At 36.2% G+C, this 13417-nt stretch carries 6 protein-coding genes and 2 pseudogenes; all 8 read left to right on the top strand.

Annotation, left to right across the window (positions count from 1 at the left end):
• The first annotated feature begins 172 nt into the window (after positions 1-172).
• The 8 genes and pseudogenes from H1D32_RS24835 to H1D32_RS24800 all read left to right on the top strand — a co-directional run bounded on the left by H1D32_RS24835 (position 173) and on the right by H1D32_RS24800 (position 13369).
• Positions 173-2026, top strand: a complete 1854-nt coding sequence (locus H1D32_RS24835; protein ID WP_261180849.1) for a bifunctional diguanylate cyclase/phosphodiesterase — start codon at positions 173-175, stop codon at positions 2024-2026.
• 278 nt (positions 2027-2304) lie between these two features.
• Entirely contained in the window at positions 2305-4317 is a 2013-nt protein-coding gene (locus H1D32_RS24830; RefSeq protein ID WP_261180848.1) for a methyl-accepting chemotaxis protein, read from the top strand.
• Positions 4318-5240: 923 nt separating this feature from the next.
• Positions 5241-6350 (top strand): annotated as a pseudogene (locus H1D32_RS24825) (phospholipase D-like domain-containing protein); the annotation flags it as partial.
• Between the two features lie 202 nt (positions 6351-6552).
• The gene (locus H1D32_RS24820) at positions 6553-8766 is read left to right on the top strand and encodes an AAA family ATPase (protein ID WP_261180847.1); all 2214 of its coding nucleotides are present in this window, start codon (positions 6553-6555) and stop codon (positions 8764-8766) included.
• Positions 8766-9983, top strand: a complete 1218-nt coding sequence (locus H1D32_RS24815; protein WP_261180846.1) for an McrC family protein — start codon at positions 8766-8768, stop codon at positions 9981-9983. Before H1D32_RS24820 ends, H1D32_RS24815 begins: the two co-directional genes overlap by 1 nt.
• 276 nt (positions 9984-10259) lie before the next feature.
• Positions 10260-10628, top strand: a complete 369-nt coding sequence (locus tag H1D32_RS24810; protein WP_261180845.1) for an HIT family protein — start codon at positions 10260-10262, stop codon at positions 10626-10628.
• 14 nt (positions 10629-10642) lie between these two features.
• Complete coding sequence (locus H1D32_RS24805) at positions 10643-10969, top strand: nucleoside triphosphate pyrophosphohydrolase (protein WP_261180844.1); 327 nt, start codon at positions 10643-10645, stop codon at positions 10967-10969.
• Positions 10962-13369 (top strand): annotated as a pseudogene (locus tag H1D32_RS24800) (DEAD/DEAH box helicase family protein). The gene H1D32_RS24805 and the pseudogene H1D32_RS24800 overlap by 8 nt, the downstream one beginning before the upstream one ends.
• Positions 13370-13417: the final 48 nt, after the last annotated feature.

The following is a 13417-nucleotide window of genomic DNA, read 5'->3' as shown; positions in this document are numbered from 1 at the left end:
AGCTGGACACCGAATCAGGAGATCCAATTGATTATTTTATGTCAAAACATAAACACAAGATATCCATGTAGAAGACATTCGAAAGTCAACGGAAAGAGATAAATATTTCAAATTCGCATATTTAAGAAATGATGATGGCTCATTTGTTCAAGTTGGTTATAGTGTAGATCATATGAATATAAAATCAGAAAAAAATATTTTACAAAATATTGTTGAAAGAATCACCGGTAATGAAGAAAATATCCTATACGCTCTAATCCTAGATGAGAATTTTATCGCAGTTGCTGATTCGGACAATGAGATTGGTGTAGATTATTCCGCAGATGATGAAAATTACCAAGTTGTTTTAAATGGGGAAGTGTCATCATTTGAATGGTATTATCCTCAAATTGATGATTATGTTTTAGAGGTAGCGGTGCCATTATTTTTTGAGGGAAAGATCATTGGAGTTGTAGGTATAGGGTTGTCGATGGAAGAAACTAAGAAAAATGTAACTTTATTAACATTGATGTTCATCCTGTTAGCTATCATTATTTCTATTGGCTTTTTCATCCTCCAAAGAAAAAATGTGATCACTCCAGTAAAAATGTTAAATAAACATATTCAATTAATAGATACCGAGCGAGTGGGTGTTAAACCTCTAAATCCTTCTGATAACAAAAGCTTTTCAGGATTATATGAAACGATTAATCAATTATTCAGTAGATTGCATGAGAATATTAATCAAATTCACAGTTTAAATGAAAAAGTGGAGGAAATGGCATATACCGACTATTTAACAAAGTTACCTAACCGGTTAAGCTTATCATTAAAGTTTGATGAACTAGTTCGACTTAACCAGAGGATTGCTATAACATTAATAGACCTCGATAGTTTTAAAGAGTTTAACGATACTAGAGGACATCTATACGGTGATCAACTTTTAGTGAAGTTATCAGAAAGGTTACTGAGATTAAATGATGATATCACTTTTGTTTCCAGATTTGGTGGTGACGAGTTTTTACTGTTGATTATGTGGCAGGACCAAGCTCAATTAGATGCAAAGCTTCAAAAATTAGAAGGGTTGATCTCACAACCGATTTTTGTAAACGGTGAAGAACTATCAGTTGAAGGTAGTATCGGAATTAGTCTTTACCCTAACGATGATAAACAATTAGATGGATTAATTAGTAAAGCAGATATTGCAATGTACCACGCGAAGAAAAGCGGAAAAAACCAAAGTGCATATTTCTCAAAGTCTTTGCAAAATTCTATATTGATGAAAAATAAAATCCACGATATTTTGCGAAGTTCGTTGAGTAATAATGGTTTTAAGCTTTTGTACCAACCTCAAGTTGATGTTTCAACCGGAGAGATCGTCGGATTCGAAGCATTAATTCGGCTTAAAGACCATCAAATTTCACCTGCTGAATTTATATCAATTGCAGAAGAAAAAGGACTAATTAAGAGAATGGGTAGATTTGTTATTAAACAAACGATCCTAGAACTTTCAAAATGGAAGGTTGAGGGTTTAGATCTGAAGCCAATCGCGATTAATTTTTCTGTAAAGCAATTGAATGATAAAGGAATCATCGAATATATTGAAAGCTTATTAAGAGAACATCGAATACCTGCAAAATACTTAGAAATTGAAATTACTGAAAGCATTCTTTTAGAGGATGATATTGAAGCAATTATGTTTTTAAATCGATTGAAAAAAATAGGAATAACAGTTACTTTAGATGATTTTGGAACAGGGTACTCATCTTTAAGTTACTTATCGAATTTTCCGGTAGATAAAATGAAACTCGATAAAAAATTTATCGATCAATATTTAAATGAATCCGGGAAGAAAATCATCAAACAATTAATATTGCTTGCCGAGGCTTTCGAACTCGATGTGGTGGTAGAAGGAGTTGAAACGATTGAACAAGTAAAACTTCTTCAAGAACTAAAATGTAAGTATATCCAAGGATACTATTTTAGTAGACCGATTGAAGATGAACAGATTAGAGAAATTTATTCAAAAAAATACGACATATCATAGGGAGAAATGTAGCAGTTCCTTTATCGCTGGAGTTTTATCGATTTCAAAAACGGTTCCACGTTCCGTTATTTTCGCTTATTTTGCATTTTTTGGGAAGTTTCGGACATAGTCTGCTACGAATCGGGTCCACGTTTAGCTACTATATGTAGTTTCGTAAAAACATTCGTAACTGCATTTAGATTGATGTGCATCGTTTTTGGCAATTATAATATTCACTCTATAAACAAGCTTTTTAAATCAATCAAAATTTTTTTTCATCAGCGGGGGTTATATTTATTATGTTTCGTAAAATTAGTACTAAAATGATTGTTTCTTTTACAGCTATTATTATTGTGATTTTAGCTAGTGTATCAACATCTACGTTTCTCTTTAGTAAAAATTCAATTGAGAATAATGCAGAGGAACGAGCAAACGCAACTGTACAAGAGATGGAGACGATTACGCAACTATATCTAGATAAATTTAAGGTTAGTGTTGACCGTTATAGCGAAAATCAAATAATTATTGATTATTTAAGAAATTCCCTGAAACCTGGAGGTAACGATGTATCTGGTGATTGGACTAGCATCGAGCGTGATTTTAAGAAGTATTTAGAGTCTTATCCTAATATTACGCTTGCTTACTTTGCTTCAGTAGATAAGGGGATGTACACTTTTCCTCATGTTGATTTGCCGAGTACCTTTGATCCAACTACACGTCCTTGGTACGAAAGTGCTGCAGCAGCACCTGATAACGTAATCTTTACTGATCCGTATATTGACGAAGCTACGAACGATTACGTTTTAACAGTCGCAAAAGCAATTGTCGATCCGAGTACGAATAAGTTATTAGGAGTTATCGCCAATGATTTAAGTTTAGATTCATTAGAAAATATTATTAACGAAACGATTGTTGGCTATGATGGGTATGCTTTTCTTTTTGACAATGATGGAGTCGCTTTAGTTCATCCGACTGAGCGTGGAAATAATTTAATGGACTTAGACTTCATTCAATCAATATATAATGGTAAAAACCGTGGATATTTTGAATATAAGTATTCTGGAAATGATCGTATTCTAGCGTATGGAACAGTAGATCAAACAGGCTGGAAGGTTGGGACTGTTTATTTACAGGACCGATTACTTGCAGAATCAAGTGCAATCTTAAAAATCATTATGATTATTTCAGTAATAGGATTAATAGTTGCACTATTCTTTATCTTCCTATTGTCACAAACGATTACGAAGCCTTTAACTAAATTAAAAGAGCAAGTGAACAAAGTAGCTGAGGGAGATTTAACGGTACATGTTCAATCAAAGTCTAAGGATGAAATAGGTGAGTTAGCTACACATTTTAATGGGATGGTAACTAATATGAAAAACTTAATTTCTTCTGTTGAAGAAACAGTTTCCGAGGTTTCTCTAGCATCTGAGACATTAAGTGCCATGTCAGAAGAAACGGCAGCGTCTAGTGAAGAAGTTGGTCGGGGTATTGCTGAAATTGCGAATGGTGCTAACGAGCAAGCTGCGGAAATTGAAGCAGCCAACGAAAAATCTATGCTTCTTTCTTCTCAAATTGAAAGCGTAAGTGAACAAAATCATGAGATGAATGCTCTATCAAAAGAAGCAAACGAAACTGGCCAGCAAGGATTTACCCAAATAGAAACATTAAAATCAAAAACAAACGAATCAAATGAAGTAATTGAATCTGTAAATAAAGTTATGTCGAGTTTAGTTCCAAAAATTAAAGAAATCGAAAACGTGATGGATACGATTAATAACATTTCAGAGCAAACCAATTTACTTGCTTTAAACGCATCAATTGAAGCTGCTAGAGCAGGTGACCATGGAAAAGGGTTTGCTGTGGTAGCAAATGAAGTTAGAAAGCTAGCAGAGCAATCGTCAATAGCAACAGAACAAGTTCGAAAAACGATTATTGGTATACAAGAAGAAACAAAAAATGCTACCGAGGCTATGGATCGTACTAATAAGATTTCAGCAGATCAATTAAAGGTAGCTGTTGATACAGAAGAAGTGTTCCGCACGATTAACGATGTATTGAAAAAAATTACAAAGTCAATCGAAACAATAAGTCATGATATCGACAGTATCAATAATGCGAAAGACGACGTTGTTGCTTCATTCCAAAATATTTCCGCAGTTGCTGAAGAGTCAGCTGCATCGTCGGAACAAATTACAGCATCAACTGAAGAGCAAATTAAAGCCATTGCTTCGATCTCTGAATCGGCTGAGGCGTTAAATGAATCAAGCAGTAATCTAAAAGAAATGATCAAAGTGTTTAAGACAAGATAGCTCATTTACTTAAGAAATCCCTACCGCCAGTTAAGAAGCTGGTGGTGGGATTTTCATTTCCCTCAACAAACTGACCAAAGTGATGAAGCGCTATTGATCTTTTTAAGCAGACAAATATTGAACTCAAAAAGGGAGTCCCAGGCAACCTTAAAGCAAAGGAACCGTCTTTTGGGTATCCAAGGAAACAGATTAGTTAGTCACTTTAGTAAACCAAAGGCTACCTTCGAAACGAGGCAAGACTGTTCTCTTTCCCGGGAAAGCGCAGGATAGGACAGGATGTAACAAAAAATGGGGTGGTTCCGGAATTTATCAACCTCTCATACTAGTGTATATAATTCAGTTTACTTGTGATGGGAATAGCATATGGTCGTTCTTGTTGTTTGATTCACGAAGGAAGCAGCAGAACCGTCCCCGTATCTGTATCATTGTAAAATTCTACAAAAAAGATTGTGATTAATTCTTTAAACCAGCGATCATGTTCAAATCTTTCTAGAATTTCCAACTTTTTGGAAACGTTTGTTCTAACAATACAACTCGAACGAATGTTTCTAAAAAGTTTTTATAGAATGTTATTTAGAGTTCGTGGAACATCCTTGTGAAACAAGAAACTTTTGGGAGTGACAGTGGATCGCTTTACCTTACTCCCTATAAAGATAAGATGTCGGCCCGGTGTTAGTTAATGGAGTTAATCTCTACTTTGGATGAGTAACTGGGGAGAAGGTGGGCAATGAAATAAGTGACGCCAACTACTAGTACGGGCAAACAGATTCATATTTAAAAGTTGACGCAAAAATCTTTGTGTCAACTTTTTTAGTTAACTAAATGTTAATTCCAGCAGGTTTCCCCTCCCTTCCTGTCGAATTATGATATATGATCCATTATCTGGATAAATTAAACATACAAGGCAACCACGAGGTGATCCAATGCTACCTAACGGCATTTACGAAGAAATCATAAACAATAAACTAAAATCTGAACTTAGCACTCTTACAAACCACGACATCCAAACGGAAAAACTAGATGTAGAAGAGGCGCGAAAGATGCTAGCTACTTACATATCCTCTGTGACAAGAAGGGCGCTTAGCTATATTCGTGACGAGGAAAAGGACAATGATGCAACGGCCCTACTTAAGCAGATTAACACCTGTAATGAAATCATCGCAATTTTAAGTGAACGTCTTCATGATACTGAATTCCACTCGCTTCAAATTGCTGAAGAGGGAGAAGTACTGACTTCCATTTATTCTAAGCTTAATCATGTGAGAAGCCTAAAACAGGATGAAATCGTCAGACCGATTACGCCGATTTCGCAGAGCTCTCTTTTTACAGGTTCGCACCACGAGCCGAATATGCTAGGCGAGCTTAGCCGAGAAATTCAATCGGCAGATGAAATTAATATGCTCGTATCCTTTATCAAATGGAGTGGCCTTCGTTGTATTATCGAAGATTTACAGAGGTTTACGGATACCGGCGGTAAGCTTAGAGTGATTACCACTTCTTATATGGAAGCTTCTGACTATAAAGCGATTATCGAGCTAAGCAAGCTTCAAAATACCGAAGTGAAAATATCCTATGACAAGGATCGAAAAAGGCTACACGCCAAAGCCTATATGTTTAAGCGCGAGACCGGCTTTACCACGGCTTATATTGGCTCTTCAAATTTGTCTAATCCAGCACTTACGTCTGGCTTGGAATGGAACTTAAAGATTACCGAAAAAGACTCGTTTGATATTGTAAAAAAATTCGATGCAACCTTCGAAAGCTATTGGAACGACGGAGAGTTTCTCTTTTTTGATGAAAAAAATGAAGAGGATCAGCAACGGCTAAAGTCAGCACTAACTAAAGCCAACTATGCTGATAGTGAAGAAGCACGATTTCAGTTTGATATACAACCCTATCACTTTCAAAAGGAGATCCTAGAAAAGCTGCAAGCAGAACGTGAAGTGTTTGGCCGCATGAAAAACCTCCTAGTGGCTGCTACAGGTGTAGGGAAAACAGTGATTTCCGCTTTTGATTACAAACGGTTTCGGAAGCACGGGGACGGTTCTCTTGCTTCCAATGTATAGCGTAACGAGATAAGCAGCAGAACCGTCCAGATGCTTATTTAAGGAATTGAATTTTAGCTTATCGTAATTATGTATAGCTATACTATTACTAAAATAGCGTAACAAAAGGAAAGAAGCTCTAAACGGTGGTCTGTTTAAATTTATGATGGTAAGAATGTGAGGGACAAGTATGTCAATAGAAAGGCTTATCGCCTTAGCAAATAATTTTAGCTTAGATGAAGAGTACATAAAATTAAGCATAGAGAAAAGGGAAGAGTTTATTCGCCGTTTCCCCCTCGAAGCGTTAGATACAATGACAATCGAGGAATATGCAGATACATCAACAAGAGATGCGTTTATATATTGGTTAGAGCATAAAGAGGTTCTTGGTGGGATTGGCGGTGGTAACGCTTCTAAGTTTGGAATTTATCGAAGTGGTAATGGTAGTTATTGTATGGGTGCTGCTTCGAAAAAGAAAGCACTCGTTGGCGAAGAGCTAAACGATGTTTTTAGGAATTTACGTAGCCAAATTGTCACTAACCTTAAACTAGCCGAACAAAATAGAATTGAAGAAATAAGAATTGATAACCTGATGTTGTGGCCGATGGTGATGTTAAAAATTCTAAATATATATCACCCTGATAAATTTTTTAATGTTTATGCAAGAAAAGTAATTGAACCTTTAGGAAAAGATCTTCACCTCCCAAGTGAGATAGTAAATGCACGTCCAAAAAATTATCTTTTAATGCAGCACTTAGAATATAAAAAGTTTATGGAATTTGAACCGTTCAAAGATTGGGATTATGTGACGCTTAGTGAATTTATCTGGAAAACATACGGGCAAAAGGATCAGTTTGGCCATTGGCTCATTGAATATCGCTACAACGAAGGCGAATATCTAAGTAACTTCATCGACCAAGAAGTTATTTCTCTCCCAATATACAAAACAGATTTATCAAATCATATTGCGAGTAATGGACTAGAAACGTCACTAAAGGAAATAAAAGATGAAAAAGAAAAAGAGGCACTGACAGATTTTTTTCAAATGGAAAAAGGGGATCTAATCGGAGTTAAAACAACTTATTCTGAAAGACAACCGGATGGTAGTCTCAAATACATTTTAAAAATTAACGCCGTTGCTAGACTAAAACAAAGAGCGCTTGATGGTTATCAATATGACAACGAATTAGGTCATAACCTACCTGTTGAGTGGGTAGAAAAAGAGGAGAAACTTCTACCTGGCTACGGTGGTTTCAGGGATCGTATCCACAAGATTATTAAAAAGAGACATGTGAATGTTATGTTTTCAAAAGTAGTAACTGAAGCAGAGCCAACTGCATTAGATAATCCTGTAACTCCCATTATTAATACTTATACCGGCCCACTTAATGTTATTTTTTATGGCCCACCTGGAACGAGCAAAACCTATAGTATTGTTAAGCAAGTAGTTGAAATTATAGAAAATACAACAGAAGATGTGGATGATAAGAGTCAGTATCAAGAGTTGTTGAAACAAGGTCAAGTTCGATTTATTACGTTTCATCAAAGCTTTTCATATGAAGATTTTATTGAAGGACTTCGTTCAGATGGAAATGGCGGTTTTGAACCAATGGACGGGACGTTGAAACGAATTGCAAATGAGGCAACCTTTGAAGGCATTAAAGGGAAAATTGAAACAAATAATTACGAAAAGAAAAAAGAACAAATTAAAGCAGCCTTCAGTGAAACAGCAGCTTTCGATTTTACAAATGCCCAACGATACGTTCTTGTGATAGATGAAATTAATCGTGCCAATATGTCGAAAGTATTTGGTGAATTAATTACGCTTCTTGAAGATGATAAGCGATTAACAAGAGAACATGAAACGGTGGTCCAACTGCCTTATTCAAGAGAGTTATTTGTTTTACCCCCAAACCTTTATTTAATTGGGACAATGAATACCGCCGATCGCTCGATCTCATTGCTCGACACAGCCTTGCGCCGACGCTTTTCCTTTGTGGAAATGATGCCGAAGCCTTCACTGCTGCAGCCAATTGAGAACATCGATTTACCAAACTTACTAGATATTGTTAACAAAAGAATTGAAGTACTCTATGATCGAGACCATACCATTGGGCATGCGTATTTTATGAACGCTGAATCAGAAGAAGACATTTTTGATATTCTTTTAAATAAAATTGTTCCTCTTCTCCAAGAATACTTTTATGATGATTGGGAAAAAATCGGACTTATTCTTGGTGGAATAGGAGACTCAGAAGAAGATGCTTGCATCGTATATCGTGAAGATATTAATTTCCGTGAGTTATTTAAAAATTCGCTTACACCGTCAACCTTTGAATTACCAATTAAATACCGGATAAAAAAACATATCAAGTTACGGGATATTCAAAGGATTTATGAATAATGAAGAAAATCAGCATCCGTGAGGCCTATGACTGGCTATACCTTGGCGAACATGTAAGTCAAACAGAATGGGATGAACTTCTTTTATTTTTACAAGAGCGTTATATGACCTTTGTTGAGATCGGATATGGAAAAATACGGTGGATAAACCTTGTCGGGGTCATTCAGCTTTCAACTGTTCGGATTGAAATATTGCCGAAGATCGTTATTGATGGGGAATCAGAAGAAAAAAATCGTTTTGCTTTACTGAATATGTTAAGTATTACTAAAACGTTACCAGTAACACTGAACGATGAGACGAAAAGTCAGATAGCAAAAGCTGACTTACTTCATGTTTTTGCTCATCTATATATTCAGCTGCTATTAAAAGAGTTAAGGCGGGGGATTTACAAAGAATACAAATTAAAGCAGGAAAACTCGAAAACTTTAAAGGGACGTTTTCTTTTAAGTGAACATATAAGGCAAAATAGCTATCATTCTGTTAATGCCTTCTGTGAATACGATGAATTTCAAGAAGACGTATTATTAAATCAAATTCTAAAAAGGGCTTTAATGGTGTTATTTCCCTATATCTCTAAAACTGCCATGAAAGTAGAAATGATGTTTTTAATGGATATACTCAAAGATGTTTCACAAGTGGCCATTCATCAAAATGAGTTAGATTCCGTTTCCCTTCATCGACAAAACAATCGATTTGAACAAGTACTCACTCTCGCAAAACTAATACTATCTAATGGTATGATGACATCTAAATACAGCAATAGAAATAGTTTTTCTTTACTGTTCGAGATGAACCAACTATTTGAATCGTATATTGATGTTGCTTTTCGTCATCTCTCTTACACAAATGAACTAGATGTGAGGGCACAGCATGAGGAAAAACGCTTATTAGTAAATGTTTATTCAGGCTTGGAAAATATTAAATTGAAACCAGACTTTGTCCTAACTACAGCTAGTTCGCAGCTAATTGTGGATACAAAATGGAAAAGCATTGTTAGAGAAGGCAGACTTACTTACCAGCAAAGTGACCTGTATCAAATGTATGCATATGTTACCTCTTACGAACATGCACAAAAATGCGTGTTACTGTATCCTAGAACTGAAGAGGCTCAATTTCCTAAATGGCAAGTTCCAGATACAGAAAAGTTCATTGAAATCAATACAGTACGTTTAAATACCTTTCAGGATACTTTAGAGGACTTGGAACAAATTTTATAGAGCTAATAGGACTAGGACAAAGGGACAGGTATCCTGTCCCAATTTTAAGATGATCGGAAGAACTGGGGCATAGAACCTTTCCTTTTGCTACGTGTCTAATAACAGAGACGATTAGAAGATGTACTTGAATCCTACCTCCCCGAAGTAAGGATAGGACTAATTTTGAGAGGTTGAAAGCAGAGGGGGGTTAATATCATTAGGAAAGCTATGTAAAATACATATAAGGTCTTGTTATAATAAAGGGAAAAATGCATTTATTTGGAGGATTACGTATTAATGAACAAAGCCTGCCCATTCTGCACCCCAGATAACATAGTGCTATCCAACGACTTAGCATTCGCCATTTTTGATATTTATCCAGTTAATAGGGGACATCTGTTGATCATTCCAAAACGTCATGTCAGTGATTTCTTTGATACCACAATCGAAGAACGGGAAGCTATCAATGAACTCTTGGAACAAGGAAAAGCATTATTAGGAGAACAACACTCGCCAGATGGTTACAACATTGGTATTAACTGTGGGGAAACAGCTGGACAAACGATTTTCCATGTTCATGTTCATTTAATTCCTCGCTACAAAGGAGATATGGAAAACCCACGTGGTGGCGTCCGAGGAGTTATACCTGAAAAGAGAAACTATTAAGAGGAGCTTATATAATGCCTACATATAACAAATTAGTGAGAGATCGTATTCCTGAGATTATTGAAGAAACGGGGAAGAAATACACAACGTCCATTTTAAACGACGAGCAATACATAACGGAGTTAAAGAAAAAGAGTTTTGAAGAACTTGAGGAGTATGTCAATACAAAAACAGATGAGGATGCGCTTGAAGAATTAGCGGATGTTCTAGAAATAGTCCATGCATTAGCAGTTTGTCATGGATCCTCTATTGAAGAAGTGGAAAAGATCCGTGAAAAAAAAGCAGAAAAACGTGGCGGCTTTAAGGAAAAAATCTTTTTAATAGAGGTTGAGGATGACTAAGGCAGAATTAATCACGCAAAACTTGATTGACCATCTGTTAGCGAATATGGAAGGTGCCACTAGCATATGCATATTAACTTCGTTTGTCATGAAATCAGGGTGTGATGTACTTCGTGAGCCTTTAAGAAAGGCTGCTGAGCGAGGAGCTGAAATTAAGATTTGTACGGGAGATTACTTATTTATTACGCAACCAGATGCTCTAAAAACGCTAGTAAGCATTCATCCAAAAGTAGAAGTGCGGCTTTGGAATAGCAATGGCACGTCTTTTCATCCGAAAGCATATTTATTTCAGTTTCCTAACAACGGGCATTTGATCATAGGGTCTTCGAATTTATCGAGATCAGCATTAACCACTGGTGTTGAATGGAACCTTTCCCTTTCAGATAGTCAAGAAGTATACGAAGATGCTCTCGATCAATTTACTAAATTGATGTATCACGACCAAACAATTGAAGTAAATCAGGAAACGATCAAGTTATACGAAGACAGATACGAGCATTTTCATCAAAGTCATCCCAATCTCGTTCGAACGTGGACAAAAAGAGAAGAAGTAGAGCTAATGCTTCCTACTAAAAAAGATGAACCTCCTAAGGACTTCATTAAAGAGGAGCCAAATGAATACGGTGAAGAAGTTAAACCACGTTTTGCACAAATCGATGCCCTAGAAGAATTAGAGACAACATTGGATGAGGGGTATAAAAGCGCTCTTGTTGTAATGGCCACTGGCTTAGGGAAAACATATTTAGCTGCTTTCTTTGCAAGAAGATTTAAGCGAGTTCTCTTTGTTGCTCACCGTGAGGAAATTCTTTATCAAGCAAAAAAATCATTTGAGCATGTCTTAGAGGAGAAAACTTATGGTATTTATAACGGGAAGCAAAAAGAAGGACAAACTGATTATGTATTTGCTTCAATCTTTACCTTAAGTTTAAAGCAACATATTGAAGCTTTTTCACCAGATGAATTTGATCTGATTGTCATTGACGAGTTCCATCATGCAGCAGCAAATTCGTATCAACGGATCTTAGATTATTTTACACCTAATTTTCTATTAGGAATAACGGCTACTCCAGATCGGAATGACAATAAAGATGTCTATGCGATTTGTGATGGTAACGTTGCCTTTCGAATTGATTTTCTTGAAGCTATACAACGACAATGGTTAGCGCCTTTCCATTATCAAGGTGTTTACGACGATACAGATTATCGCCAAATTACCTGGTTAGGAAATCGGTATGCGGAAGAAGAGCTATTACAACTTCAGCTCCGAGAGGATATGGCCCAAAATATCCTCCAGGCGTGGGAGAAACATAAGCAAACAAGAACGCTTGTCTTTGTTCTTCAATTAAACAGGCTGAATTTCTAGCAAATTACTTTAACCAAAACGGCTACAAAGTAATTGCTTTACATTCAAAGCAGGTAGAAGTAAGTCGGACTAACGCAATTCAATTACTAGAAAAGGGAGAAATCGACGCCATTTTTACCGTTGACTTATTTAATGAGGGAGTCGATATCCCAGTAGTAGACACGCTCTTGTTCGTAAGACCAACGGAATCACTAACCGTTTTTACCCAGCAAATCGGTCGAGGCTTACGGTTACACCCAGAAAAAGACTTCTGTGTTGTCATCGATTTAATTGGAAACTACCGAAATGCCGACGTTAAGCTAAGTTTATTTGATGCTTCAGGTGAGTTAAAAAAGCCTAGAGAAATACAAGCCAGTGCTCCAGCAAACTGCGTAATTAATCTTGAAACTAAAGTAATTGATTTGCTGACGGAAATGGCAAGAAAAGTTCAGCCTCGTAAAGACAAGTTAAGAGATGATTACTTTACGTTGAAACAGGATTTAGGCAGAAGACCAACATATTTAGAACTTCATTTAAAAGGCCAATCTAATAGTAACCAGTACAAACAAGAATTTAAATCATACCTTGGTTTCTTATATTGGGCAAACGAATTAGACGAACGTGAAATAGAAGTATTTAAACGATACGAACCTTGGTTTGTAGAGGTAGAAAAGACAGGAATGACCAAAAGTTATAAGATGGTTGTCTTACTTGCGATGTTAAATAGAGGAGTAGAAAACTGGTATCAACCCATAACACCAGAAGAAACTGCACCATTCTTCCACCATTACCTAACCGAAACAGAATATCGCAAAAAGATTGACTTCTCAGATAAAGAAACGAAACGCCTTTGGGACTACGACGAAAAGAAAGTAAGTAGACTAATTGCCAGAATGCCCATGTCAAAATGGGGCAAAGAATTAGTAACCTTTGAAGATAATAAGTTTTCGTTAAACTTTGATGTTCTAAAAGAGGATGAAGAGCTGCTTCATAAATGGACAAAAGATATTTGTGAGTACAGATTGCATGTTCATTTTGAGAGGAAGAGTAATAAATAAGTGAAGAAGAAACTTGTATGTATTTATAGGCCATCGTAGGATGGTCTA

Source organism: Anaerobacillus sp. CMMVII (genome assembly GCF_025377685.1).
GTDB lineage: Bacteria > Bacillota > Bacilli > Bacillales > Anaerobacillaceae > Anaerobacillus.
Note: the sequence above shows the minus strand (reverse complement) of the source record. Positions and strands in the feature narration are given on the sequence as shown.